The organism is Gellertiella sp. DMC107 (assembly GCF_056313605.1).
The window spans coordinates 534,254-560,196 of sequence record NZ_JBQUZZ010000002.1; the positions used below are offsets into that span (position 1 = coordinate 534,254).

Consider the following 25,943-nt stretch of genomic DNA (forward strand, 5'->3'; position numbering starts at 1 on the left):
TGTTCCTGAGTTGATAAAAGTTTAAAAATAGGTCATTCTTTCCCCGTTTACGATGCAGGGGGAGAGGATTTCTATGGGCAATTGGATCGCTGTCTGCGACCGCGCCGGCATCGAGCTGGAAGGTGTCATCCGCTTCGTTCATGACGGGAAGACCTACGCGGTCTATCGCTCCGCAGAGGATGAATTCTTCTGCACCGACGGGCTTTGCACCCATGAGGAAATCCATCTCGCCGACGGCCTGGTGATGGATTATGAAATCGAGTGTCCGAAGCACAGCGGCATCTTCGATATCCGCACCGGCGAGGCCCGGCGTCTCCCCGCCTGCAAGAATCTCGGCACCTATCCGGCCCGCGTCGAAGGGGACGTGGTGCAGATCCGGATCGGGTGAGGGCGTGTCATGACCGCGAAAAGCTCTCCATTCACGACCTGCTTGCCAGCAAGGGAAAAATGCAGTGGGTGCAGATCCATGTGGATAGCCCTGCCGAAGCCAGTGCTGCGGAAGAGGCGGGCATTCGCATCATTTCCTGCGAGCCGGACGGAAATCTGGAGCGGGTGCGCGCCGCAGCCCCGCGGTCCATGATCTCTGCCGGCATGCCGCATGGGGCCGTTGCCACACCGGATGAGGCCGTGCGCATGGGTTTCGATATCCTGCGCCGCGGGGCGGATGCGGTTTACTGCTCCCATTCTCCCCGGTTCATCGAGCGGATGGCGATGGAAGGCATTCCGGTAACCGGGCATGTGGGCCTTGTTCCCAATCTGGCGGCATGGACCAACTTTCGGGCTGTCGGCCGCAAGGCCGACGAGGCGCTCGCCGTCCTGCGAAAGGCGCGCGATATCGGCAATGCCGGGGCCGCATTCCTGGAGGTGGAAGTGGTGCCGGTCCCGCTTGCCGCCTATGTCACGCGCACGACCTCCATGTTGACCATGGGCATGGGTTGCGGCGATGTCTGCGATACGCAGTATCTGTTCTCCTGCGACGTGCTGGGCACCAATACCGGTCCCATGCCGCGTCATTCCCGCCAATATGCCGATTTCGCTCGCCTCGAGCGGGAGCTTCAACAGAAGCGTGTCGAAGCCTTCTCCGCTTTTGTCGCCGATGTCGCCAGCGGCGGCTATCCGGAGCAACGGCATCAGCTCTCCATGGACGAACGGGAATATGAGCGATTCCTCGAAGGTGCGGAACGGCTCCAAGAGCAAAAATAACCGGAAATGATGCTTTTTGAGGCTGGCTTACCTTGCGGCGAGACGTCATCATCCATAGGTGAGGCAAAATGATTTGAGTCTCGATTCCGGAGGGCAGGGTGAAACGGGTCAGCATCGCGGATATCATGCGGGAAACGGGACTTTCCCGCGCCACGGTCGACCGGGTTCTGAACGGCCGCGGCAAGGTTCACCAGCGCACGCGGGATGCGGTGGAAAAGGCGATGCGCCTGCTCGCAACGCCGCAGGAGGGATCGGTCCTCGGGAGGCGGAGTGCCGATATCGTGCTCAGGCTCGGTCGTGGCATGACCGGCCAGATGCGGGTTGCCTGGGAGCGTCATCAGGCACCCGGCGCGTTTCACGATCTCTATCAGGCCAGTGAAGCCGAGGTCATCGGGACCATTGAACATCTTTGCGAGGATGTGTCTCGACCCCTGATCATTGCCGCCAAGAACACCGAGCGGACCAATCTTGTGCTGGAAGCCGCCCGTGCTCGCGGCAAGAGGATTATTGCCGTCGTTTCGGATCTGGCACTCGCCGCCCGCGATTCCTTCGTCGGCATGGACAATCGCGCAGCGGGCCAGACGGCCGCCTTCCTGATCGGGCGCATGCTGGGCGAAAGGCCGACCTCGGTTGGCGTGGTCCTCGGCGATCTTGCCTTCCGCTGCCATGAAGACCGCGAAATCGGTTTCCGCACGACGCTGCGGGCCCATTACCCGAAAATCAGCCTGTCCGGCGAAGCGCTCGGAGAAGACAGCGCCGACCTGACCCGGGAAGCGGTGCTGCGTCTCTTGCAGGAGCAGCCGGCGCTCGGAGCGATCTACAATGTCGGCGGCGGCAATGTCGGCCTGACTGAAGCCATTGAAGCGGCTGGAAAAAGCGGCGATATTCTGGTGATCGCCCATGAGGTCAATGCCGTCACAGTGCCGCTGCTCCGGGCCGGGCAAATCGACTATGCGCTTGCCTCCGATCCGTCCCAACTGATCGGCTGCGCCCTGGAGCTGGCGGCCAGGGACGATCTCTCCCTGTCGCGGGATGCCCATCTTTTCGACTTCGGTGTCTATACCCGTTTCAATATTCCGCATTTTGCCCGGGATTGACCGGGCGATCCCGATGGAAGCCGCATGGCCTTGGGGGGGGGGGTGAAAGCGGTGAATGTACCTCCTCCTTTATCCTGAGAGGAAATTCCGCAGCTTGGGCCGCAAAATAATGAGGCATTTTGAGGTATATGTATCCAAAAATGAGTTAAAATGAAAATTTGCTCTTGATTTCATGTCGCACCTTCGGGCATCTTGGTGGCTGTTGGACCCAACGGCCCTGCGGGAGGCGACCTATGAACGATCTGGACTTTGGCAGCCGGGACAAGCGCGGCAACTGGACGCCGAACGACCGGCTCGATATCGCCCCGGTCTTTGTTTTTCCGCCCCGGCCGATGGCATTCCTGCGCTGGCTTCCGAGCTATTTCTTCCCCTGGAACATGGTGTGGATATTGTCGGCTATCGCCTGGTGGGCGTGGGTGTTGCCGCCGACCGAGGTTATGGCCGTTCTCGCCTGGGGGTGGGTGCTCAAGCTGTTCGCCGTCAACTGTCTGGCGGTCTTTCTGTTCTACGGGGCCTTCGAGCTGCAGCTCTACTGGCGCCGCGCCCAGGGACATCGTTTCAAATATAATCCGAAGTTCCCGGCCGATCACAGAAGCCCGGCCTTTCTCTTTCAGCGTCAAAACGTCGACAGTCTCATTCGCGGTTTCGGAACGGGCGTTCCGATCTGGACCGCTTTTGAAGTGCTGGTGCTGCATGCCCAGGCCGCTGGCTATGTGCCGATGGTCGCCTTTGCAGACCATCCCTGGTATCTCGTGGGGGTGGCGCTCCTTCTTCCGGTGCTCCACGAAGCGCATTTCTTTCTGATCCACCGGCTGATCCATGTGCCCGTGCTTTACCGGTGGGTCCATTCGGTGCACCACAATTCGGTCAATCCGTCTCCCTGGTCGTCACTGTCCATGCATCCGGTGGAGCACCTTCTCTACTTCTCCACCGCAGTCTATCACCTGCTGATCCCCTCCAATCCGGTTCTGTTGATCTACCAGATGCATATGGCGGGCTTTGGCGCTGTGGTCGGCCATGTCGGTTTCGACAAGATCGAGGTCACGGACGAGAAGGCCATCGATAGCCATGCCTATGCCCATTACCTGCATCACAAATATTTCGAGGTGAACTATGGGGACGGCTTGATCCCCTTCGATCGATGGTTCGGAACCTGGCATGACGGCACCCGCGACGGGGATGCCCTCATGCAGGCCCGCTACGAAAGGAAGAAGGCCGCCGCCAACCGCAGCCGATAAGGGAAAGCCGCGTGATGTGGCCTTTCGGCTGCCTGCGGCTGGTGAGGGACTATCTCGCCGCCGGCAGCGTCGAGAACTTGAGATTGAGAATGTCGAGGACCTTCGCGACGCCGGAGCCGATCGAAGCGCCGCTTCCGACGACGGCGATGGATATCAGCGCCGCGATGAGCCCATATTCGATGGCCGTCGCGCCACGCCGGTCGTGAAGAAATCTGATGAATATCTGCGACATGCCCTGAAACCCCAATTCCCGCAAACGGGCTCGTGATGACCAGAAAGTGCCGGAATAATAGGGAAAATCCCATTTAGAACATGTTAACAGTCGAAATTAGTAAAGAATGAATATCGCCAGCGATTGTTGAAGCTTGAAATTCTCTTGCTCCCCGTCCTGACCTTGTGTTGAATGCCGCGGCAGGACGCCTGCGGGAACAGGGGCATGGCAGCACCCGGCGCGAGGCGAGGGGAGAAGACGACAATGATCAAGCCGCATCCGCTCAAATCGGCCCGCAAGCTGAAGCTTGGAGTATTCTCTGCCAATGCCGACGGAGGGCTTGCGATAACCGATGTACCGGAACGCTGGAAGGCGGGCTGGGACGACAATCTCACGGCCGCGCAGATCGCCGATCGGGCCGGCCTGGATTTCTTCCTTCCCATTGCACGCTGGCGGGGTTTTGGCGGCAAGAACCGGGTCCGCGAATGGTCATTCGAAACCTTCACCTGGGCCGCCGGCCTGGCGGCTGCGACCGAGCAGATCGGCCTTTTCATGACGGTTCATGTGCCGCTGATCCATCCCCTCTACGCAGCCAAGGCGCTGGCAACGGTCGACCATATTTCCAAGGGGCGCGCAGGCCTCAATATCGTCTGCGGCTGGAATCCGAAGGAATTCGGGATGTTCGGCGTGCCCCTGGTGGAAAAGGGCTACGATCAGGCGACGGAGTGGATCGAGATCATCGAGAAGGTTTACGCCAGCGACAACCCGGTGGATTTCGAAGGCAGCTACTACCGACTGGCTCAGGCCGTCAGCCGGCCGGCCAGCCTGCAGGCGCCCCGACCGGTCACGATGAATGCGGCATTCGGCGGGCCGGGCCGCGATTTTGCCGCCCGCCATTGCGACTATCTCTTCACCACCTTCACGTCGATTGCCGAATCGGAAGGCGCCATTGCCGATATAAGCGCCCGTGCCCAGGCCGTAGGCCGCGATGTCGGGGTCTATACCGTCTGCCATGTGGTGTGCCGGGAGACGCAGAAGGAGGCGGACGATTATTATCGGCGCTATGCCTTGGATCTGGCCGATCACGCGGCCGTCGACGATCACATGGCCGGCAAGAAGGAATTCTCCGGCTCGCATGATCCCGCCGCATACGAGCGTTACCGCCAGCGTTTTGCCGGTGGAGCGGGAACCTATCCGCTCGTGGGTACGCCGGAAAAGATCGCGGCCGAGATGGCGGCGATCTCTGCCAAGGGGTATCAGGGGATAGCCCTGTCCTTCGTGAACTATACGCAGGAACTGCCCTTCTTCTGCGATCGTGTCCTGCCCTTGCTTCAGGCAGAGGGGCTGCGCTGAACAGGCTTAATCCTTGGGGCAGAAGGCATTATAGAGCGCGGTGACCACGTCCAGCGCAGGCTGGCTTTCGATCCTGTACCAGATGGTTTGCCCATCCCGACGACCGGCGATCAGCCGGTCACGCCTCAAGAGGGCGAGGTGCTGCGAGACCGTCGAATCGCGGATGCCGAGGAATTCTGCAAGCTGCCCAACCGAGTGCTCGCCCTCGACCAGACGGCAGAGAATCAGCAGGCGATGGCGATTCGCCATGGATTTGAGAAGGTCTGTGGCCTCATCGGCCGCGTGCTGCATCGGATCGCTGTTCATTTCCGGGCTCTGGCTGGTGAGCGTTTCATGGATGCATTTCATATCTGCTGCACGGCGACAATCCCGTTTTCGGGCTCCGGCATCGAATTGACCGGAAATGCCCCCTTAAGATAGGTTCGCCGCACCTGACACAAGCGCGAGTTTCTGTATCTTGTTCCCTTCCGCCCCCGGCTTGTCCCGTCGCCTGCTGCGCCTGACCGTTCTGATGGGAATGGTCACGGTCGTCGCCACCGGCTGTGTCAGCCGGGCAAGCGGCGTGATGGAGCCCGTCACCGCCCGCGCACCGGGTGCGACACTGGTCGATATGGTGGTGGCCACAACGCGCGCGCCCTCGGGAGACCCGGCCACGCTTTTCAGCGGCGAGCGCGGCGTGGACCTGAAGGTAGATGCGGTTACCGTCTCTATTCCACCCGACCGGGCCCGGCAGGCCGGTCAGGTCCAGTGGCCGAGGAAGGTGCCCGCCGATCCCGCCCGCGAATTTGCCACCGTCCGGGTCGAACCGATGGAAGATGTGGGGGAGCAAAGGCAGTGGATGAGGGACCATGGCGGCAAGAGCCGCCGCGTCATGGTTTTCGTGCATGGCTTCAACAATACCTACGAGGATTCCGTCTATCGTTTCGCGCAGATCGTGCATGATTCCAAGGCGGATGTGGCGCCGGTGGTCTTCACCTGGCCGTCGCGGGCGTCTGTTTTCGATTATGCCTATGATCGGGAAAGCACCAACTACTCGCGGGATGCCCTCGAAGAATTGCTGCAACGCATGGCGCGGGATCCTTCCGTGGGAGAGGTCACGGTCATGGCCCATTCCATGGGATCCTGGCTTGCGGTGGAGGCAATCCGCCAGATGGCCATTCGCAACGGTGCCGTTTCCCCGAAGATCACCCAGGTGCTGCTCGCTTCGCCCGATCTGGATGTGGACGTCTTCGCCCAGCAGATCCGCAGTCTGGGGCCGAAGAAACCGCAATTCACCGTTTTCGTCTCGCGAGATGACCGGGCGCTCGATCTCTCCCGCCGGATTTCCGGCAATGTCGACCGGCTCGGCCAGGTCGATCCGACAGTCGAGCCGTATCGCAGCGCCTTCATCGCCGCGGGTATCCGTGTCCTGGATCTCACCCGGCTCGAAGGCCAGGACAGTCTGGGGCACAACAAGTTTGCCGACAGCCCGGAAGTGGTCCGCCTGATCGGCGAAAGGCTGATCGAGGGCCAGACCATTACAGACCAGCGGGTCGGTCTCGGCGATGGCATGGGGCTCGTCGCGCTGGGCACGGCATCGACCGTCGGCGACGTGGCAAGCCTGGCCGTGCGTGCGCCGATTGCGGTCTTCGATCCCGTCTCGCGCAATTCGCTGCGTTTCCCCAAAGGCAAGGCCGTCAAGACATCGCGGGATCGCACAGAAGGCCGCTAGACGGCGCCCGTCGAAAGATCCATGGCCCGGCTTGCCTGCGCGGCCAGCTCGTAATCCTCCGTATGCACCTGCACGCCCAGGGGCGTGGTGACGATGATCCCGTAGGCGCCGGGTTCGTCCACGGAGCTCGACGTATCGTCTATGTCGAAGGGCATGGGCTGCTGGTGCAGCGGACTTTTGAAGATCGAGAAGGGAATGCCGCGGTGCGAGCCGCCGATGGTCCGGTGCACATGACCGGCGAAGATGTGGCGGACATTGGCGTGTCGTTCCACCACCGAATAGAAGGCATCCCCGTTGATCAGCTTGATCGCATCCATACCCTTGAAGCCCGTATCGTGGGGCGGATGATGCATGAAGACAAGAACAGGCCGAGTGCCTGCGGTGCTGAGCTGCCGGTCCAGCCAGGCAAGCCTGTGTTCGCACAGAAGGCCCTTGGAGTAGTCGGGATCGCCCTTTGCAACCGGAGTATGGGTATCGAGGACCACCGCCCGCACATCCGGAAAATCGATGACCTCCTGGACAAAGCCGTTCTCGTCGCGCGCGGCATTCGGAAAAATGGCCTGAAAGGGCTCGCGTCTGTCATGGTTGCCGATCGTCAACGAGACGGGGCAGGCATGGTTTGCAATCAAATGTCTCACCCGCTCATAGGAGGCCCGGTCGCCATGATGCGTCAGGTCACCCGTAATGATCAGCCGGTCCGCATCGGGGTGCATCCGCGCGGCATGGGTGAGGCCCCGTTCAAGCCGGGCAAAGGGATCGAGCCCTATGATGGTCTCGCCCTCGGGGAGCATGTGCAGGTCGGTGAAGACGATGATCTTGGCCATGGGAAATCCTGTCGGAACGGCTTTGGCAGAAGGCTGATGTCAGGCCCGTTCCGCCGCGGTGCCCATTCATAGCGGCGTGGCACGCCGCGTCAATTCGCCTTGGCCGCGGCTTCGCGCTCCAAAAGCGGTGGTCAAATCCGCCGCCCTGATATATCAGTTGGCAAAAGCGGTGGCTCGACTCGAAATCCAGGGCGGGCCAGGGCGTCGGATGCAGGAGAACCCGGATGAGATGGAAGCGTACGATCCAGTTGCTGGATGTGCATTGCGAGGGCGAGATCGGCAAGGTTGCCATTGGTGGCGTCCCGAAGATTCCCGGCAATACCATTGCCGAGCAGTTGAACCACCTGAACACCCGGGACGACAGTCTCCGCCGGTTTCTGTGTCTCGAGCCGCGCGGTGCCCCCATCGGTTCGGTTAACCTGCTGCTGCCGGCCAAACATCCGGACGCGGATTGGGGATTCGTCATCCTTCAGCCCGATCAGGCACATGCGTCATCCGGGTCCAACTCCATCTGCGTGACCACGGCGCTGCTCGAAAGCGGCATCGTCGAGATGAAAGAGCCGGAAACGGTCGTCACGCTGGACACGGCGGCGGGTCTGGTGCGGGCCGTCGCCACCTGCCGCGACGGACGTTGCGAACGGGTGAAGCTGACCCTCGTACCCTCCTTCGTGCAGGCCCTCGACGTGCCGCTGGAAACCGCTCGCTGGGGTCGGATCACGCTCGATCTCTGCTATGGCGGCATTTTTTATGCGCTGGTCGATGCCGAACCGCTCGGTCTTTCCATCGAGCCCGGGCAGGCGCGGGCTCTGGTCGAGGCGGGCATGGCAATCAAGGAGCAGATCAACCGGGAAATGCCGGTCGTGCATCCGGAAATCCCTGAAATCTCCGGGGTTGCCTATGTGATGTTCCGCGGCCGGGATGCCGATGGCGCGGTCCGCACCTGCACCACCATGTGGCCCGGCCGGGTGGATCGCTCCCCCTGCGGCACGGGCAGCTCCGCCAATCTGGCGGCGCTGCATGCCCGCGGTCTGGCCAAGGTCGGGGATGTCTTCAAGTCGCGCTCGATCATCGGCTCCGAATTCGAAACCTCGATTGCGGCAGAAACCACCGTTGCCGGAAAGCCGGCAATCATCCCCACCATTTCCGGTCGCGGTTTCACCTTCGGCCTGCATCAGGTGGCGCTGGACCCCTTCGACCCGCTGGGCGAGGGCTTTGCTCTCACCGACGTCTGGGGCGATGCGGCCGCCGGCATTGCGAAAAGCAGAACGCCGGGCTGATCAACCCGCCGGATAGACCACGCCCTTGCGCAGGATGATGTTGCCATAGAGACGCGGCTCGCTGGTCTGGACGACCGCATGGGCCGCTCTCACACGCGGATAGAAATCCTTGCCCATCAGCGGTGTCACGGCAAAGCCCGGCGCATGCCGGGCGCAGGTGGCGACCATGTCCTGATGCACGGGGTCGAGCAGGTCGGGATTGTCCCTGACCGTCGCCCGGAAGATTGCGGCCGGCACGAAATCATCCACCGGCATGACGCTGAGGATGGCATTGAGCACCGGGATCACGCCATGCCCATCCATCCGGATCAGGCGCCGGCCATGTTCGAGGCCCGGATAATTGCCATCCACCAGCGCGATCTCGTCGCCATGACCCATCTCCCGGAGGCAGGACAACAGCGCCGGGCTCAACAATGGATCTATTCCCCTGAGCATGGATTCCTCCCTGTCTTTCAGCCCTGACCCGGAGCCTGCAAGCTTCCGGATCGCCATGCGATGCGGCCTTCTCAGCCGCCCTCGCCGGGCTTGATTTCCTTGAACAACACATTCTGGTCCAGCAAATAGCGGTCGAAGATCGGCAGGCTTGCCCCGCCGATCGCCCGCGCCTGCGGCCCGACCCGGCCTTCCACCACGTCGGGGCGGATGATGCCCTGCAGATCGAGGCGATCCACCTCCGCATTGGTGGCCCTGACCAGCCTTTCCTTGACCCAGCCGGGGAAACCGCCGTCGATGACGGCGGCTGAAAAATCGATGATGGAAGAGGCGGCGACGATCGCCTGTGCCAGCGCGCTCGCCGTATCCTGGATCCAGGTTTCCAGCGGCTCGCCGAAATCCACCCACTCGTCGGCCGAGTACCAGAGCGGCTCCGGATCGATGCCGCGCGCCTGCAGCAGGTTTTCCAGCACGAAGATCGAGGCGATGTCGAGAAGCTGCCGGGTGGTGCCGGCGCGGTCCCGGACGGGCAAGGGACCGATCGCGCCTGCTGTTCCGGTCTTTCCGGCAAACACCGCCGAATTCAGCACGATTCCCCCGCCGATGAAGGAGCCGATGAAGAAATAGACGAAATCCGGATAGGACGATCCGGCACCGAAGACGAGTTCCGCGCCACAGGCACTGGTGGCGTCGTTCTGGAGAAAGACCGGATAGGGCAGGGCAGCGGACGCCTCCGCATGCAGGTCGAAGCTTCTCCAGACATCCATGGCGCCCGGGGGAGCGCCCACTTCCTCGGACCAGTTCCAGAGTTCGAAAGGCGCCGCGATGCCCACACCCGCCACCCGGTCCCGCTGTTCCGGCGTCAGGCGTGCGGATATCTCGTCGATCCCCTCGTTCAGGAGTTGCATGATCTTGTGGGGCAGGGGATAGCGGAAGGTCCGATGCACCTGATGGCGAATTTCGCCGACAAAGTCCATCAGCACCAGGTCGGCACTGCGCCGACCGATCTTCACGCCGAAGGAATAGGCCGCGTCCGGATTGAGATGGAGCGGCACGGAGGGTTGACCCACCCGCCCGCGCACCGGCTCGCCGCGGATGAGAAGGCCATCCTTCTCCAGCGCGCGCATGATGACGGAGACGGTCTGTGCCGAAAGCCCGGTCCGCTTGGTGATCTCGGATTTTGCCTGTGCTCCATGACGCCGAACCAGCGACAGCACGAGCCGCTCATTATAGGCGCGCAGCCGCACCTGGTTGGCGCCGCCACCGGAATCGACCACGCCTGATGCGGGTATGGCAACCGGATTGCGGTTCTCCGCCGTTGTCGTCATGCCTCTCCTCCCCTTGGAACCGGCCGCCGCGAAAGCCGTTTGTTCCAAGCACGAAAAACCTTGCAGTGAAAGGGGCGCCGCCATTGGCGGGCGCTCCGCCGTCCTCGCGGCGCCGCCAGTCCGCTCCCATCTCTTGCCGACAGCATGCCACACTGGATTAATAATTCAATTGGAATTATTTATTGACAAGGGTCCCGACATCATGTTGTTTATGGGCAGGCTCAGCTGCTGGCCGGCACCCAGGGGAGAGTGTCCAGGGCCGCCAGAAGCTTCAGTCCTCACACCCGGCAAGGCCGGGGACGAACCATTCCTTGGGAGGAAAATTCATGAAGAAATCGCTTTTTGCCGCCTCTTTCGCTGCGCTCGCGCTCGGCGTCGTCTTTGCTGCTCCGGCCAGCGCCGCAGATGTTTCCGCCTGCCTCATCACCAAGACCGATACCAACCCCTTCTTCGTCAAGATGAAGGAAGGCGCTGAAGCCAAGGCAAAGGAACTCGGCATCACGCTGAAGGCCTATGCCGGCAAGATCGACGGTGACCATGACAGCCAGGTTGCCGCCATCGAAAGCTGCATCGCCGACGGCGCCAAGGGCATCCTGATCGCCGCGTCCGACACCAAGGCGATCGTCGACCCGGTCAAGAAGGCCCGCGATGCCGGCCTGCTCGTGATCGCGCTCGACACGCCCCTCGATCCGATCGATGCCGCTGACGCCACCTTCGCCACCGACAACCTCGAAGCCGGCAAGCTGATCGGCGCCTGGGCTGCCAAGACCATGGGCGACAAGGCCAAGGATGCCAAGATCGGCTTCCTCGACCTCACCCCGTCCCAGCCGTCGGTCGACGTGATGCGCGACCAGGGCTTCATGATCGGCTTCGGCATCGACCCGAAGGACGCCAACAAGATCGGTGACGAAGACGATGCCCGCATCGTCGGCCACGACGTGACGAACGGCAACGAAGAAGGCGGCCGCAAGGCCATGGAAAACCTTCTCCAGAAGGATCCGGATATCAACGTCATCCACACCATCAACGAGCCGGCTGCCGTGGGCGCCTACCAGGCCCTGAAGGCTGTCGGCAAGGAAAAGGACGTGCTGATCGTGTCCGTCGACGGCGGTTGCCCGGGCGTGAAGTCGGTTTCCGAAGGCGTCATCGGCGCGACCTCGCAGCAGTACCCGCTGATGATGGCTGCCTATGGCATCGAAGCCATCGCCAACTTCGCCAAGGACGGCACCAAGCCGAAGCCGACCGAAGGCAAGTCCTTCTTCGACACCGGCGTGAACCTCGTCACCGACAAGCCGGCCGAGGGCGTTCCGTCGATCAGCGTCAAGGAGGGCACCGACAAGTGCTGGGGTTGATCCGCTAGGGGTTGCGCAGGGGCTCCGGCCCCTGCATGATCCCATCGGGAGTTGAGAGGGGCGGCTCACCAGCCGCCTTTCCTGTAAATGGCGTCTGTCTTTTCGCGACATGGATGTCGCGCCTCCGGCAGACGTTCCAGTGGGGCTTGCCGGTAAACGCCGGCAGGGAAACTTGGGAGGGAAAATGAGCCAGCCTCAAGAATTCGAAAAGGTTCTTTCGGGCAGCGCGGCAGGTGTCGCGCAATTCGAAGAACCGAAAAGCGGTCTTCGCCGCCTGCAGCACTTCCTGCATTCCAATCCGGCCATGGTGCCGCTGATCGTTCTCGTCGCGCTGATCGTCTTTTTCGGCATCGCCCGCGGTCCGAAATTCTTCTCGGCCTATACCCTGACGCTGATCATGCAGCAGGTTGCCGTCGTCGGCATTCTCGCTGCGGCGCAGACGCTGGTCGTCCTGACCGCCGGCATCGACCTTTCGATCGGCGTCATCATGGTGTTTTCCTTCGTCGTGACGGGGAATGCGGTTCTCACCTATGGGCTGCCCTGGCCGCTCGCCATTCTCTCCGGTTTTGCCGTCGCCGGCCTCTGTGGCTGGGTAAACGGCTATCTCGTCTCGCGATTGAAGCTGCCACCCTTCATCGTGACGCTTGGCACGTGGAACATCGTCATGGCCGTCTGCCTGATCTATTCGGCAAACGCCACGCTGCGCGAGGCGGACCTGACGGCGATCACCTCGATGCTGCACATCTTCGGCATCAGCTTCAAGCTCGGTGGCGCGGCGATCACGCTCGGCGTCGTGGCGATGATCCTGCTCTATTTCGGCCTCTGGTACATGCTGAACTATACCGCCTTCGGCCGCCACATCTATGCGGTGGGGGACGACCCGGAAGCGGCGGATCTTGCCGGTATCCGCACCAAGAACGTGCTGCTGAAAACCTATGCGCTTGCCGGCCTTATCGCGGGCCTTGCCGCCTGGGTATCCATCGGCCGCAATGGTTCCATCTCGCCGTCCACCGTGGTCACCGACTATAATCTGCAGGCCATCACCGCAGCCGTGATCGGGGGCATCTCGCTCTTCGGCGGACGCGGTTCGATCCTCGGCGTTCTCTTCGGCACGCTGATCGTGGGCGTGATGAGCATGGGCCTCAACATGCTGAATGCCGATCCGCAATGGAAAGTGCTGCTGACGGGTATGCTGATCATCGGCGCCGTCGCCATCGACCAGTGGATTCGCAAGGTTTCGGGCTGAGGGAGGACATCACATGGAACCCATTCTTACCGCTCGCGGTCTCGTCAAGCGCTACGGCCGCGTGACCGCCCTCGACCACGCCGATTTCGATCTCTATCCAGGCGAAATCCTGGCCGTGATCGGCGACAACGGCGCGGGCAAGTCCTCGCTGATCAAGGCCATCTCCGGCGCCATCGTGCCGGACGAAGGCGAGATCCGACTGGAGGGCCAGCCGATCCACTTCACCAACCCCATGCAGGCGCGCGACGCTGGCATCGAGACGGTGTACCAGAACCTCGCGCTCTCGCCCGCATTGTCGATTGCCGACAACATGTTCCTCGGCCGGGAAATCCGGAAGGAAGGCCCCATGGGCTCGCTCTTCCGCATGCTCGACCGCAAGAAAATGGAAAAGATCGCCCGCGACAAGCTGACCGAGCTTGGCCTGATGACCATCCAGAACATCAACCAGGCCGTGGAAACCCTCTCGGGCGGCCAGCGCCAGGGGGTGGCGGTCGCCCGTGCGGCGGCCTTCGGCTCCAAGGTGGTGATCATGGACGAACCGACGGCAGCGCTCGGCGTCAAGGAAAGCCGCCGCGTGCTGGAGCTGATCCTCGACGTGCGCTCGCGTGGTCTTCCCATCGTGCTCATCTCCCACAACATGCCGCATGTCTTCGAAGTGGCCGACCGCATTCACGTGCACCGGCTCGGCAAGCGGCTCTGCGTCATCAATCCGAAGGAATATTCCATGTCGGATGCGGTGGCGCTGATGACGGGGGCGAAGGAACCGCCGAAGGAACTGGTTGCCGCATGAGCCGGAAGACAGAGGAACTGGCCCGTACCATCGTGACGGCGGCCGCCGGCCGTTCCCGCTTCGTCGTCGCTGTCGCGGGCCCGCCCGGTTCCGGCAAGTCGACCCTGGCTGACGAACTCGCCCGCCTGCTGAATGCGGGCGGGGAGCGCGCCGTGGTGTTGCCCATGGATGGATTTCATCTGGACAACGGCCTGCTCGGCGAAAGAGGGCTGCTGCCCCGCAAGGGCGCCCCGGAAACCTTCGATGTCCGTGGACTCCGCGATATCCTCGCGGCCGTCCGCCGCGCCGAGGAAGAAGTGCTCGTCCCCGTCTTCGACCGTAGCCGCGAGCTCGCGATTGCCGCAGCCCGTCCCATTCGGCTTGAGGACCGCATCGTTCTGGCGGAAGGCAATTACCTGCTGCTGGACCGGCACCCCTGGTCCACCCTGCTTCCGCTGTTTGATGAAACCATCCTGTTGCGTGAGCCCCTGGACGAACTGGAGCGTCGCCTGATCGCCCGCTGGGAAGCCCTGGGCTATGCGCCGGATGATGTCCGCGCCAAGGTGGACGGCAACGATCTCGTCAATGCCCGTACCGTGCTCGCGGAAAGCCGGGCGCCCAGCCTCGAAGCCTGAAGGCACCCCAAGTTGCGGAAGGTGTTTCCAACGCCGCAACCTCTCGCTTTATGCGGCGAAATGCACATATTTCGTGCGTTTTTTTGTTAAGAGTGCGTTAAGCATTCTGTCAAAAGCTAAATTTTTATATTATTGATTCAATATATCGAAGAACGTCTCTGTTATAAAACAGATCTAATTCGGCGCGCATGTCCTCTGGTGGACATCGCATGATGCACGCGCGCCGCTCCGGTAGACCGGATCTGTCCCAAATGGAGAATGTTGACGACCGCGACAGGCATCGGCGGGTTGGATCGGCGGCCGCATCTGGCTGCGGCCCAAAGCCCCCGGCAAAGGCGGTCTGAAGCGAAGCGGCCGAAGTGGCCGCCGCTGCCACGGAAGGAAGAAAGATGAAGGCATATGCCAGCGCGTGCATCCTGATTGCAACTCTCGCCGCTGCGCCCGCCTGGGCGCTCGACAAGCCGGCCGGCGAGCCGGTGCTGACCGTCACCGGAGCGGTATCGGAAACCAATGACGGCAAGAACGCCGTCTTCGACATGGCCATGCTCGAAGCCCTGGCCGGCCGCAAGGCCAGCATGGAAACGCCCTGGACCGAGGGCGCTGCAGAATTTTCCGGCCCTTTCCTGCGTGAGGTGCTGAAAGCCGCCGGGGCCAAGGGCACCCATCTGAAGGTCAAGGCGCTCAACGATTATGCCGCCGACGTGCCGGCGGAAGATGCCGAGCTGGACACCATCCTCGCCACCCAGCTGAATGGAAAGCCCATGTCGGTACGCGACAAGGGACCCCTCATGCTCGTTTATCCCTTCGACGAGGATAAAGGCCTCTACAACGAGAAATATTTCGGTCGTTCCGTCTGGCAGATCAAGGAAATCGAGGTTCTGCCGTGACATTGGGTTTCAGTCCGGACGGCTCCTTTCTGAAAGCGGCAGGCAGGAAGACGGTGGTGCTGCAAGGCATCGCGGTCGTCTTCACCTGTATCCTGCTGCTTCTCTTTACCGACCTCGCGCGGCGTTACCGGCTGCTGGAGGATGGTATCCGAGAAAATGCCCTCTGGTCTGTCTATCAGCTGGATCGGGAGGCCCGCAGCCTCTCCTTCCAGCTCAAGGACATCGTGCGCGACGAGACGCTTGATCCCGACAAGGTCAAGAGCCTCGGCCTGCGCTACGATATTCTCTACTCCCGCCTGACCGTTCTCAAGGAAAGCAATTTTGACGACGCTTTCGAGAAGAACAACACCGTGCACAAGCAGCTCGATGCCGTGCAGGGCCGGATCATGGCTTATGCTCCTTTCTTCGATCGGATGGCCGGCGGTTATGAGCCGAAGGACGCCGAACTGATGAAGCTGAACACCGATGTGGAATTTCTGGTCAAGCAGACCGGCGATTTCCTGATCGACTCGAACAACCAGTTCAGCACCGCGCGCGCCGACAATCGCGACATGATCATCCGCCTCGAAGGAACGACCGCACTCTTCCTTTCGCTGCTGCTGGGCAGCGTGGTCTTTCTGGTCGTGAACCTCCGTCGCCAGCTGCGCGTGGTCCGCGAAGCCGGCCGCAACTTCGAGCTGATGGCCGAAGAGCTTTCGACCGCCTACAAGGCCGCAGACGCCGGTAACCGGGCGAAGTCCCAGTTCATGGCCACCATGAGCCATGAAATACGCACCCCTCTGAACGCCATCCTCGGCACCGCAGAACTGCTCGAACTCTCGGATCTGCCGCGCGATGCCTCGTCGCTCGTGCGCACCATCCATAGTTCCGGCGAGGCGCTGCTCGAGATCATCAATGAAATTCTCGATTACTCCAAGATCGAGAACGGCAAGCTCGAATTGGAACTCCGCGGCGTGAACCTGAAGGCTTTTGCCAAGAGCACGCTGGAGATCGTCCGGGGGCGGGCCGAAGAACACGGCAACCGCATCGTTCTCGACGTGCCGGACGAATTGATGGTGCCCTATGTTCGCACCGATCCGACCCGCATGCGCCAGGTGCTGCTCAATCTGCTCAGCAATGCGGTCAAGTTCACCCGCGGCGGCACCGTCACCCTTCGCCTGAGGGAATTCGTGCGCAATGACGTCCTGCTCGTCCGCTTCGAGGTGCAGGACACCGGCATCGGCATCGATGAAGCCGGTATTGCCAAGTTGTTCCAGCCCTTCACCCAGGTGGATGCCAGCATCAGCCGCAAATATGGCGGCACCGGCCTCGGCCTTACCATCTGCAAGGAAATCATCGACAAGCTCGAAGGAGAAATGGGGGTTCGCAGCGAACTCGGCCATGGCAGTACCTTCTGGCTGGAAGTGCCGACAAAGATCGCCGATGTGGTGAGCGATAGCCCGAACAATGCGCCGGCCAGCTTGCCGCAAACCATGATCGCGCCCTGCGAAATCCTTCTCGTCGAGGACAATGTGGTCAACCAGCAGGTTGCCACCCGCTTCCTGGAACGGTTGGGGCAGAAAGTCACCATCGCCAATAACGGACTGGAAGCCGTGGCCATTGCGCGCAAGCAGACCTTCGATCTCATTCTCATGGACATGCAGATGCCGGAAATGGACGGCATCCAGGCCACCCGGCGGATTCGCGCCGAGGTGCCGGATGCGCCGCCGATCATCGCCATGACCGCCAATGCCTCCGACGACGACCGGGCGGCCTGCATGGAAGCGGGAATGACCGGTTTCGAATCCAAGCCGATCACCCTCAAGCGCCTCCGCCACGTGCTGGAAACCCATCTGAAGATCAGCGAGCGCCCGCCCGTCATGCCGCCGGAACCCGAGGCCGCGCCTCTGGCCGTCGTCGCGCCGGTGCCGGAGCCCGAAGAGACGGACGGCTTCAGCCAGGCCCGCCGGGACGAACTGGTGGAAGCCCTCGGCGAGGACGTGTTCAATGAACTCGTTGAAACCTTCTTCGAAGATGCCGGCGAGATCATGGAAAATCTCCAGCATGCGCTGGGCGGTGAGGATGCCATCCTCATCGACCGCCTGCTGCACACCCTGAAGGGCGCCGCCGTGAATGTCGGCCTCAACGATGTTGCGGACATCGCCAATTCGATGCGCGTCAGCAAGCCGACCATCGCCGGTGTGGAAAACCTGAACGAACGGATCAACGCGCATCGTCGCCTGCTTGTGGCCTGAAAGGACGTATGACCATGCGGATTCTTGTGGTTGATGATAATAATACAAACCTGAAGCTTCTGACGAAGCTCGTCGGGCGCCTGAAGAACTGCGAGGCGCTGCCCTATTCGTCGCCGGAGCAGGTGCTTGCGGCGCTTCCCGAGCTGAATTTCGACGTAGCGATCATCGACTACCAGATGCCGGTCTATAACGGCGTCGAGCTCTATACGGAGATCGTCCGGTTCGAGCGCTATGCTGCGGTTCCGGTGGTCTTCGTCACGGCCGACAAGGACATGACCACGCGCATGGCGGCCCTGAATGCCGGTGCCATCGATTTTCTGACGAAACCGGTCAATCCGGTGGAATTCATGGCCCGTATGCACAATATCGTCTCGCTGGCCGATGCCCGCCGGCAACTCGCCGAACGCGCCGAATGGCTGCGGCGCGAGGTGGACAAGGCGGTGCGCGAACTGCGCGAAAGGGAGGAGGAAATCATCCACCGGCTGACGCTTGCGGCCGGCTACAAGGACCCCGACACGGCGCGTCATACCATGCGTGTGGCCCTTTACTCCGAGGCGGTCGCCAAGCAGCTCGGGCTTTCCGAGGATCGCTGTCAGGATATACGGCTTGCTGCCCCCATGCACGATATCGGCAAGGTGGGCATTCCCGATACGGTGCTGCTCAAACAGGGCAAGCTCACCGAAAACGAATTTCGCCAGATGCAACGGCATGCGCAGATCGGCTCGGATATCCTGGCCAAAAGCCATTCGTCACTGCTCCAGCTTGCCGCTGAAATCGCCGGCAGCCATCACGAGCGCTGGGACGGCCAGGGTTATCCGAACCGTCTGGCGGGTGAGGAAATTCCCTTGTCCGGCCGTATCGTTTGCATCGCGGACAATTTCGATGCCTTGACCACCGAGAGGCCCTATAAGCCCGCCTGGTCCTATGAGCAGACGGTGGCGCATATTCTCGATCGCGCCGGAACCCAGTTCGATCCGGTCTGCGTGGCTGCCTTCAAGCGCGCGCTGCCGCGCATACAGGAAATCATGGAGGCGGACCGCCGTCAGCGCCAGCAGGAGCTCGCGGAGGAGATGGCGGCCGTTCCGGCGGCCTGATTTGTTGCCTGTGCTGTAATCGGCCCTGTTCCGGGGCCATCACCGGTGCTATGGGCTCTGCCAGTAAACCTTCTGCCGGAGACCGCCCGCCATGACTCGCTCGATTACCCTTCGCCGTCCCGATGACTGGCATCTGCATCTGCGCGACGGCGCCATGCTGGAAGGCGTGATCGCCGATACGAGCCGTACATTTGCACGGGCCATCATCATGCCCAATCTGGTGCCGCCGGTGGTGACCACCGCCGATGCCGAGGCCTATCGGATGCGCATCCTCCAGGCCCTCCCGAAAGGCCATCGCTTCCAGCCGCTGATGACCCTCTACCTCACGGAGCATACCTCTCCTGATGATGTTGCGCGGGGTAAGGAGAGCAGGCTGATCACGGCCGTGAAGCTCTACCCGGCCGGGGCGACCACCAATTCCCATGGGGGGGTCCGCGACATGGACAAGGCCATGCCGGTGCTGGAGCGCATGGCGCAGATCGGACTGCCGCTCTGCGTGCATGGCGAAGTGACCGATCCGGCCGTGGATATTTTCGACCGGGAAGCCGTCTTCATCGAAACCGTTCTGGATCCGCTGCGCCGGCGGTTGCCGGAGCTGAAAGTGACGATGGAGCATGTCACCACCTCCGACGGCGTGAACTATATCCTGTCCGCCGACCGCAATCTCGCCGGCTCGCTCACCACCCATCACCTGATCATCAACCGCAACGCCATCCTCGCCGGCGGCATTCGGCCCCACTATTATTGCCTGCCGGTCGCCAAGCGCGAAAGTCATCGCCTTGCCCTGCGCAAGGCCGCCACCTCCGGCGATCGGCGCTTTTTCCTCGGCACCGACAGCGCCCCCCATGTCGACCCGCTGAAGGAATGTGCCTGCGGCTGTGCCGGCATCTATACTTCGATCAATACCATGGCGTGTCTTGCCCATGTCTTCGAGGAAGAGGGCGCGCTCGACCGGCTGGAAGCATTCGCTTCGCTGAACGGCCCGGCCTGGTACGGTCTGCCGGTCAACGAGGAGCGGATCACCCTGACCAGGCGCGACGAACCGGTTGAATTCCCCGCCAAGCGGGAAACGGGGGCAGGGCCGGTGACGGTCTTCGATCCCCAGTTCCCGTTGCATTGGGATGTGGATTGACCCTTGCGAAACGGCCCGTTTGGTTGTTTGTTAAAAAACGTAAAACAATTGAATATCGTCATGTCTGACGATCTATGAGGGGCTGTACCATGACTTTCGCCGAGGCGATCTCTACCTGCTTCAACAAGTATGCGACCTTCTCCGGACGCGCTCCGCGTTCGGAATACTGGTGGTTCGCATTGTTCAATATCCTGGTTTCGGTGGCGCTGAACGTGGTTGTGCAGGCCATCGGGCCGAACAGCGTGGCCTTGAGCCTGGTGGCGGCTGTGGTCTCGCTGGGCCTGTTCCTGCCAGGGCTTGCGGTCGGCGTTCGCCGCCTGCACGATATCGACAAGTCCGGCTGGTGGCTTCTGATCGGCCTCATTCCGCTGATCGGCTTCATCCTCCTGCTGGTCTGGTTCTGCACGAAGGGTTCTGTCGGCGAAAACCGCTTCGGCTACCCCACGCAAAGCTGAGGAAAGCAAAGGCGCTGGGCCGGACCCGGCGCCTTCAGGCTTGAATGGATGGGGGCGCGCCGATAGAAGCGGTGAAGAACCCGCCCCAAGCCAGCCCCAGGAGTTTTCCGATGTTCCAGACCACCTTTGCCGACCCCGCCGTGATGGCGTCCGAAATGGCGAAAATGCTCTGGGAGATCAAGGCGGTGCACTTTTCCGCCGATAAGCCCTACAAGCTCGCCTCAGGCATGATGAGCCCCGTCTACATCGATTGCCGCAAGCTCATTTCCTATCCGCGCATCCGCTCCGCTGTCATGGATTTCGCCGCTGCAACCGTGCTGCGAGAAGCCGGCTACGAGCAGTTCGACTGTGTGGCAGGTGGCGAAACGGCGGGCATTCCCTTCGCGGCTTTCCTGGCCGAGCGCCTCGGACTTCCGATGATCTATGTGCGCAAGCAGCCGAAGGGGCACGGCCGCAACGCCCAGATCGAAGGTCACATGCCCGAAGGCGCCCGCGTTCTCGTCATCGAGGACCTGACGACGGCCGGTGGCTCCATGTTCAAGTTCATCGATGCCATTCGTGCCGCTGGCGGGATTGTGGACCACGGCATGGCGCTCTTCTACTACGGAATTTTCGCCGATGCGGAAGCCCGTTTCGGCAACGGCAAGGTCACCCTGCATCACATCGCCACCTGGCGGAACGTGCTGGCGGTCGCCCGGGAGAAAGCGCTCTTCGACCAGGCGACATTGGAAAGCGTCGAAGCCTTCCTGGATGCGCCGCTTGCCTGGTCCGAGGCCCATGGTGGCGTAGGATCACTTGAAAATTAGTGAAAAACACATTAGCATCGACAAAAATGGGTGCTGAATATGAAGATACCTTTTCAAGTTGTTCTGTTCGTTGTGTTTTTCATCACAGGTCTTCATTCCGCGAGTATATCAATGGCTCAGGAAGAGGTCGACCTGCCTGCTCGTCTTGGGGAGATATTAGGTTCCGAGAATGCGTGCGGCATCTCTTTCTCATCTGAAAAAGTGCAAGAGTTTATTGTTAAGAACGCTTCTCCCACGGACATGGACTTCATGAGTACAGTTAATTTGTACGCTGACACCATGCCGGATCAGATTGCAGAAATGTCCTCAATTGTCAGGGATGCACATTGTACTCAAATGCGTAGATTGGCAGCCTCCTACAATCTTGTGCCATAAAGGGAATCGGGCAAAAGCCCAAACCAATGGCGTTTGCCCGGAAAATGCGCTGGATTTTCCCCTGTGAATGGAATAAATCGATTGAAGTGATTTATTGCCGGGGGAGGTTTGCATTATGATCGTGTGTTGCGGTGAAGCTCTGATCGACATGCTACCGCGCGAGACCACGCTCGGGGAGCGGGCTTTTGCGCCTTATGCGGGGGGAGCGATCTTCAATACAGCGATCGCACTTGGCCGGCTGGGCATCAAGACCGGTTTCTTCAGCGGCCTTTCCGATGACATGCTGGGTGACATTCTGCGCGAAACGCTGGAAAAGAGCGGCGTGGATCCCCGTTTCGCGGCCATTTCGTCTCGCCCGACGACGATTGCCCTGGTCAAGCTGGTCAACGGGCAGGCCAGCTATGCCTTCTATGACGAGAATACCGCCGGCCGCTTGCTGGACATTGGCGATCTCCCGCAATTCGGGCCGGAGGTGAACGCATTGCATTTCGGGGCCATCAGCCTCATTCCCGAACCTTGCGGCACAGCCTACGAAACCCTGCTTCTGCGCGAGGCGGATGCCCGCGTCATCTCGCTCGATCCCAATATTCGTCCCGGCTTCATAAAAGATCCGCAGGCCCATGCCGAACGCATTCGTCGCATGGCCGCCCGCTCGGATATCCTGAAGTTTTCCGATGAAGACCTGGCCTGGTTCGGCGAAGAGGGAAGCGAGGCCGATCTGGCTCGCCGCTGGCTCGCCCGGGGCGCGAAGCTCGTGCTCGTCACGCGCGGAGCGGAGGGGGCAACGGGTTATTCCGCGAGCCACACGGTGTCGGTTCCGGTGGTGAAGGTGGACGTGGTCGATACGGTCGGCGCCGGCGACACATTTGACGCGGGCGTACTCGCTGCCCTCGACCGCAAGGGCTTGCTGACAAAATCGGCCGTGGCGGGCCTTTCAGCCGCGGATATCGAGGATGCCCTGCTCTGGGGCGTCAAGGCCGCTGCCGTCACCGTTTCCCGCGCCGGCGCCAATCCCCCCACCGCCGCTGAAATCGGTTTCTGATCCGGGACCATCCCGAGGAAGGGTTGGTCCCGGTTTCCCGTCTGGGCCGGGGCTCTAGTCCAGATCCGATACTTCTTCGGGGCGATATTCGAGAATGTCGCCCGGCTGACATTGCAGGGCGTCACAGATACGCCCCAGCGTGTCGAAGCGGATTCCACTGACCTTGCCGGATTTCAACAGGGACACATTCTGTTCCGTGATGCCGATCTTTTCGGAAAGCTCCCGCGAGCGCATCTTGCGCCGGGCCAGCATGACGTCGAGCGTGACAATGATCGGCATGGTCAGACGAAGCTCCTGTTTTCGCGCTCGATATCTGCGGCAAGGGCGATCACATGGCCCATGGCGTAAAGCAGGGCCGAGAGGAGCAGGAGCATGGCCTCACTGCTGCCGAAGCTGACCAGCAGGATCCGCTGGCCGGCAGGATTGTCGTAGGTGACGAACAGGGCGGCCAGCGTGCGGGACAGCACGGTGCTCGCGGCGCCCGCCAATGCGATGGCGCCGGCGAGGCGCAGCAATTCCCCCGTGCGGCGGGAAAAGACGCGGCCCTTTTCGAGAAGGTCGAAAAGCCGCCACACCGCCAGCAAGGCAGCCGCGCCGATGGCGCCGTTGATCACCCCCAGCCCGATCACGGCCGACAGGGCGCCCTTGGATAGCGGGCCGCCGGCGGCCGGAAGGCCCAGCCACATTCTCAAATCTCCTGTAAAGCCGGAGAGATCGAAAATCATCCGCCAAATCAGATAGATCGTCCCGATGGCGGCAGCGCCCGCCAAAAAGCCAAGCAGCCTTTTCGCTCGACGGCTGATGGTCTCGATAGCGGCCAAAGCGTCCTCACGCATTTTTCTGAGCATCCCGTATTGCAACTAAAATTTATCGTATTACAATAAAAAATAATCGTCAATCACCCAGGAGTTCCTTATGCGTCTTTTCCGCGGTCCGCTGGCTGCCCTTGTTCTCTCCACCTCCCTGATGGCCTGCAGCACAGTGCCGCCTTCCTCCATGGCGCAACTGGCGCTTCTCAACCCGCTCACGATGAAGCCGGCGGAAATCCGCGTCGTGGTGACATTTCCCGATGGCATCCGCCTGAAGCAGGGTGATGTGGTCATGGATGTGGCCTGGAAGAATGCGGAGAGCGGAGAGGAGATCAAGCGGCATTTTGCGATGGAGCTGGTGACGGGCAATGCCGCCGCGCCGCAGATCGGCCGGATGCTGCGACCAGACGAGCGGCTCTATTTGCTGATGCTCGGCCAAGCGGATTCCGAACAGTTCCGGAGCATGCAGGATCAGGTCATGGCTCAGCAGAATGCGGGTGCAACGGGCAGCGGGTCGCTTACCGTCGGCTTTGCTGGCGGCTGCACCGCCGATCCCGCTATCCGCACCGGACCCGTGAAGACGAGCGTGCTCCTCCGTCCGGACGCTGAATCCGGTTACATACCCGTCTTCGCCGATATGGACCTGATGGGCGTGTTGCGCGGTGCCGGCCTCTCGGAAGTGCCGGCCTGCAAGAACGATCTGGCCGGCTGAACCATGCCGGCCGACCGGAAGAATGCGGTGCCGCGGGAAGGGCCGGTTCAGCCCTTCAGCGTCGCCACCAGCCCGGCCGTGGAGCTATCCAGCCCCTCGGTGCCGGTCTTGCCCTCGATGACGGGAAGCAGGCCGGTGGCCAGCTCCTTGCCCAGCTCCACGCCCCACTGGTCGAACGAGTTGATGCGGAAGAGCACGCCTTCGACGAAGACCCGGTGTTCGTAAAGCGCGATCAGCCGGCCGAGCGCATAGGGCGTGAGCTGGTCGTGCACGAAGGTGATCGAGGGGCGATTGCCGGTAAACACCCGGTGCGGCGCAATGTGATCCGCCTTCGTCGCCTCCATGCCCTGTGACAGAAGCTGCGCCTTCGCCTCCTCCCGCGTGCGGCCCTTCAGCAGGGCCTGGGACTGGGCGAGGCAATTGGCCACCAGCAGCCGGTGCTGATGGGCGAGATCCGGTTCAAAGCCCTTGCGGGCGATCAGAAATTCCGCCGGGATGATATCCGTGCCCTGATGGATCAGCTGATAGAAGGCATGCTGGCCATTGGTGCCGGGTTCCCCCCAGACGACGGGTCCGGAGCGTCCCTCTACCGGCGTGCCGTCCACGGTCACGCTCTTGCCGTTCGATTCCATGTCCAGCTGCTGCAGATAGGCCGGGAAACGGGACAGGCGCTGGTCGTAGGGCAGGATCGCCCGCGACGGATAGCCGAGCACGTTGCGCTGGTAGAAGCCGAGGAGCCCCAGCAGCATGGGAAGGTTTTCCCGCACGGGCGCGGTCTCGAAATGCCGGTCCATGGCATGGGCGCCTTCCAGGAACCGGATGAAGTTTTCCGGCCCGATGGCGATCATCAGCGGCAGGCCGATGGCCGACCAGATCGAATAACGACCGCCGACCCAGTCCCAGAAGCCGAACACGCGATCCGCCTCTATGCCGAAGGCGGCAACCTTGGGAAGCGCGGTGGAGACCGCCGCAAAATGGTGGCGAACGGCACTTTCGCCGAGCGCTTCGGCCACGAACCGGCGGGCGGTTGCCGCATTGGTCATGGTCTCGATGGTGGTGAAGGTCTTCGACGCGACAATGAACAGCGTGGTTTCGGCCGACAGCAGCTTCAGCGTATCGGCTATATGGGCGCCATCCACATTCGAAACGAAATGCAGCCGGGGACCATCATGGAAGGGGGCAAGCGCCAGCGTGGCCATGACCGGGCCGAGATCGGAACCGCCGATGCCGATATTGACGACGTCGGTGATCGGCTTGCCCGTGGCACCCCTCAGCGCGCCGGAGCGGACACCATCCGCAAAGACGCCCATCGCCGCCAGCACGCCATTGACGTCTGGCATCACGTCCTTGCCCTCGACGAGAACGGGACGGTTCGACCGGTTGCGCAGAGCCGTATGCAGCACCGCGCGTCCCTCGGTGAAATTGATCGGCGCGCCGGAAAACATCTGGTCGCGCTTTTCGGCAACCTTCCCCTCGGCCGCAAGCTTTTCCAGCAGGGTCATGATCCCGTCATTCACGGCGCATTTGGAATAATCCATCAGCAGGTCGTCCAGCGCGACGCTGAATTTGCCAAAACGCGCCGGATCCTTCGCAAAAGCCTCGCGAATATCCGTTGCACGGCTTGCTTGAGAAACGGATTTCAGTTCATCGACAACAGCTTGCATCATGCGCCAATCCTAAAGAAGCGGGTTTCGGCGCGCACCTTACTGCATTCACGCGCG

At 61.6% G+C, this 25,943-nt stretch carries 27 protein-coding genes; 19 read left to right on the top strand and 8 right to left on the bottom strand.

All coding sequences use genetic code 11. From position 1 onward, the window contains the following. The first annotated feature begins 73 nt into the window (after positions 1 to 73). The 4 genes from ACT54B_RS08075 (at position 74) to ACT54B_RS08090 (ending at position 3,538) form a co-directional block, all read left to right on the top strand. Positions 74 to 388, top strand: a complete 315-nt coding sequence (locus ACT54B_RS08075) for a MocE family 2Fe-2S type ferredoxin (protein ID WP_476044136.1) — start codon at positions 74 to 76, stop codon at positions 386 to 388. A gap of 59 nt (positions 389 to 447) precedes the next feature. Next, entirely contained in the window at positions 448 to 1,203 is a 756-nt protein-coding gene (locus ACT54B_RS08080) for a 3-methyl-2-oxobutanoate hydroxymethyltransferase (RefSeq protein WP_476044137.1), read from the top strand. A gap of 98 nt (positions 1,204 to 1,301) precedes the next feature. Further along, on the top strand, positions 1,302 to 2,300 hold the full coding sequence (locus ACT54B_RS08085; protein WP_476044138.1) for a LacI family DNA-binding transcriptional regulator: 999 nt from the start codon (positions 1,302 to 1,304) through the stop codon (positions 2,298 to 2,300). A gap of 233 nt (positions 2,301 to 2,533) precedes the next feature. Next, entirely contained in the window at positions 2,534 to 3,538 is a 1,005-nt protein-coding gene (locus ACT54B_RS08090) for a sterol desaturase family protein (RefSeq protein ID WP_476044139.1), read from the top strand. A gap of 49 nt (positions 3,539 to 3,587) precedes the next feature. On the opposite strand, the gene ACT54B_RS08095 is transcribed toward ACT54B_RS08090, so the two are convergent. Then, positions 3,588 to 3,770 carry a Flp family type IVb pilin gene (locus tag ACT54B_RS08095; RefSeq protein ID WP_476044140.1) on the bottom strand — a complete coding sequence of 61 codons (183 nt, stop codon included), beginning with the start codon at positions 3,768 to 3,770 and terminating at the stop codon, positions 3,588 to 3,590. 243 nt (positions 3,771 to 4,013) lie between these two features. Between ACT54B_RS08095 and ACT54B_RS08100 the strand changes: the two genes are divergently transcribed. Continuing rightward, on the top strand, positions 4,014 to 5,102 hold the full coding sequence (locus ACT54B_RS08100) for an LLM class flavin-dependent oxidoreductase (protein ID WP_476044141.1): 1,089 nt from the start codon (positions 4,014 to 4,016) through the stop codon (positions 5,100 to 5,102). A 6-nt stretch (positions 5,103 to 5,108) separates the two neighbouring features. On the opposite strand, the gene ACT54B_RS08105 is transcribed toward ACT54B_RS08100, so the two are convergent. Beyond that, on the bottom strand, positions 5,109 to 5,450 hold the full coding sequence (locus ACT54B_RS08105; protein WP_476044142.1) for an ArsR/SmtB family transcription factor: 342 nt from the start codon (positions 5,448 to 5,450) through the stop codon (positions 5,109 to 5,111). 163 nt (positions 5,451 to 5,613) lie between these two features. Here ACT54B_RS08105 and ACT54B_RS08110 point away from each other — a divergent pair, with 163 nt between their 5' ends. Then, on the top strand, positions 5,614 to 6,813 hold the full coding sequence (locus ACT54B_RS08110) for an alpha/beta hydrolase (protein ID WP_476044805.1): 1,200 nt from the start codon (positions 5,614 to 5,616) through the stop codon (positions 6,811 to 6,813). Here the strand turns inward: ACT54B_RS08110 and spdA are convergent. Continuing rightward, on the bottom strand, positions 6,810 to 7,637 hold the full coding sequence (spdA, locus tag ACT54B_RS08115; protein ID WP_476044143.1) for a 2', 3'cyclic nucleotide phosphodiesterase SpdA: 828 nt from the start codon (positions 7,635 to 7,637) through the stop codon (positions 6,810 to 6,812). The genes ACT54B_RS08110 and spdA overlap by 4 nt on opposite strands. Positions 7,638 to 7,861: 224 nt before the next feature. Here spdA and ACT54B_RS08120 point away from each other — a divergent pair, with 224 nt between their 5' ends. Beyond that, positions 7,862 to 8,914 (top strand): proline racemase family protein, encoded by a 1,053-nt coding sequence (locus ACT54B_RS08120; protein ID WP_476044144.1) that lies wholly within the window; start codon positions 7,862 to 7,864, stop codon positions 8,912 to 8,914. Here ACT54B_RS08120 and ACT54B_RS08125 read toward each other — a convergent pair whose 3' ends face one another. After that, entirely contained in the window at positions 8,915 to 9,349 is a 435-nt protein-coding gene (locus ACT54B_RS08125) for an RbsD/FucU family protein (protein ID WP_476044145.1), read from the bottom strand. A 71-nt stretch (positions 9,350 to 9,420) separates the two neighbouring features. Continuing rightward, a complete protein-coding gene (locus tag ACT54B_RS08130; RefSeq protein WP_476044146.1) occupies positions 9,421 to 10,674 on the bottom strand; it encodes an ROK family transcriptional regulator in 1,254 nt (417 codons plus the stop codon). 326 nt (positions 10,675 to 11,000) lie between these two features. Between ACT54B_RS08130 and ACT54B_RS08135 the strand changes: the two genes are divergently transcribed. From ACT54B_RS08135 to ACT54B_RS08185, 11 genes are all read left to right on the top strand, one after another. Continuing rightward, positions 11,001 to 12,026: a substrate-binding domain-containing protein gene (locus tag ACT54B_RS08135; protein WP_476044147.1), complete on the top strand. Its 1,026-nt coding sequence runs from the start codon at positions 11,001 to 11,003 to the stop codon at positions 12,024 to 12,026. Between the two features lie 184 nt (positions 12,027 to 12,210). Beyond that, positions 12,211 to 13,272 carry an ABC transporter permease gene (locus ACT54B_RS08140; protein WP_476044149.1) on the top strand — a complete coding sequence of 354 codons (1,062 nt, stop codon included), beginning with the start codon at positions 12,211 to 12,213 and terminating at the stop codon, positions 13,270 to 13,272. 13 nt (positions 13,273 to 13,285) lie between these two features. Then, on the top strand, positions 13,286 to 14,062 hold the full coding sequence (locus tag ACT54B_RS08145; protein WP_476044151.1) for an ATP-binding cassette domain-containing protein: 777 nt from the start codon (positions 13,286 to 13,288) through the stop codon (positions 14,060 to 14,062). After that, on the top strand, positions 14,059 to 14,676 hold the full coding sequence (locus ACT54B_RS08150) for a nucleoside/nucleotide kinase family protein (protein ID WP_476044152.1): 618 nt from the start codon (positions 14,059 to 14,061) through the stop codon (positions 14,674 to 14,676). The genes ACT54B_RS08145 and ACT54B_RS08150 overlap by 4 nt, the downstream gene beginning before the upstream one ends. A gap of 389 nt (positions 14,677 to 15,065) precedes the next feature. Then, positions 15,066 to 15,563 carry a putative pterin-binding protein gene (locus ACT54B_RS08155; RefSeq protein ID WP_476044153.1) on the top strand — a complete coding sequence of 166 codons (498 nt, stop codon included), beginning with the start codon at positions 15,066 to 15,068 and terminating at the stop codon, positions 15,561 to 15,563. Between the two features lie 56 nt (positions 15,564 to 15,619). After that, on the top strand, positions 15,620 to 17,797 hold the full coding sequence (locus ACT54B_RS08160) for an ATP-binding protein (protein ID WP_476044154.1): 2,178 nt from the start codon (positions 15,620 to 15,622) through the stop codon (positions 17,795 to 17,797). 14 nt (positions 17,798 to 17,811) lie between these two features. Continuing rightward, positions 17,812 to 18,891 (top strand): HD domain-containing phosphohydrolase, encoded by a 1,080-nt coding sequence (locus tag ACT54B_RS08165; RefSeq protein ID WP_476044155.1) that lies wholly within the window; start codon positions 17,812 to 17,814, stop codon positions 18,889 to 18,891. A 91-nt stretch (positions 18,892 to 18,982) separates the two neighbouring features. Next, on the top strand, positions 18,983 to 20,023 hold the full coding sequence (gene pyrC, locus ACT54B_RS08170) for a dihydroorotase (RefSeq protein WP_476044156.1): 1,041 nt from the start codon (positions 18,983 to 18,985) through the stop codon (positions 20,021 to 20,023). A gap of 89 nt (positions 20,024 to 20,112) precedes the next feature. Further along, positions 20,113 to 20,478 carry a DUF805 domain-containing protein gene (locus tag ACT54B_RS08175; RefSeq protein ID WP_476044157.1) on the top strand — a complete coding sequence of 122 codons (366 nt, stop codon included), beginning with the start codon at positions 20,113 to 20,115 and terminating at the stop codon, positions 20,476 to 20,478. A gap of 110 nt (positions 20,479 to 20,588) precedes the next feature. Beyond that, positions 20,589 to 21,284 carry an orotate phosphoribosyltransferase gene (locus tag ACT54B_RS08180; RefSeq protein ID WP_476044159.1) on the top strand — a complete coding sequence of 232 codons (696 nt, stop codon included), beginning with the start codon at positions 20,589 to 20,591 and terminating at the stop codon, positions 21,282 to 21,284. 490 nt (positions 21,285 to 21,774) lie between these two features. Continuing rightward, the gene (locus tag ACT54B_RS08185) at positions 21,775 to 22,701 is read left to right on the top strand and encodes a carbohydrate kinase family protein (RefSeq protein ID WP_476044160.1); all 927 of its coding nucleotides are present in this window, start codon (positions 21,775 to 21,777) and stop codon (positions 22,699 to 22,701) included. A 54-nt stretch (positions 22,702 to 22,755) separates the two neighbouring features. Here ACT54B_RS08185 and ACT54B_RS08190 read toward each other — a convergent pair whose 3' ends face one another. Both ACT54B_RS08190 and ACT54B_RS08195 read right to left on the bottom strand, forming a co-directional pair. Next, positions 22,756 to 22,980 carry a helix-turn-helix domain-containing protein gene (locus tag ACT54B_RS08190; RefSeq protein WP_476044161.1) on the bottom strand — a complete coding sequence of 75 codons (225 nt, stop codon included), beginning with the start codon at positions 22,978 to 22,980 and terminating at the stop codon, positions 22,756 to 22,758. A gap of 2 nt (positions 22,981 to 22,982) precedes the next feature. Further along, positions 22,983 to 23,537 (bottom strand): DUF2975 domain-containing protein, encoded by a 555-nt coding sequence (locus tag ACT54B_RS08195; protein WP_476044162.1) that lies wholly within the window; start codon positions 23,535 to 23,537, stop codon positions 22,983 to 22,985. 79 nt (positions 23,538 to 23,616) lie between these two features. On the opposite strand from ACT54B_RS08195, the gene ACT54B_RS08200 reads away from it, so the two are divergent. Further along, on the top strand, positions 23,617 to 24,222 hold the full coding sequence (locus tag ACT54B_RS08200; protein WP_476044163.1) for a hypothetical protein: 606 nt from the start codon (positions 23,617 to 23,619) through the stop codon (positions 24,220 to 24,222). Positions 24,223 to 24,269: 47 nt separating this feature from the next. Here the strand turns inward: ACT54B_RS08200 and pgi are convergent, their stop codons facing one another. Then, entirely contained in the window at positions 24,270 to 25,886 is a 1,617-nt protein-coding gene (gene pgi / locus ACT54B_RS08205; protein ID WP_476044806.1) for a glucose-6-phosphate isomerase, read from the bottom strand. Positions 25,887 to 25,943 lie beyond the last annotated feature (57 nt).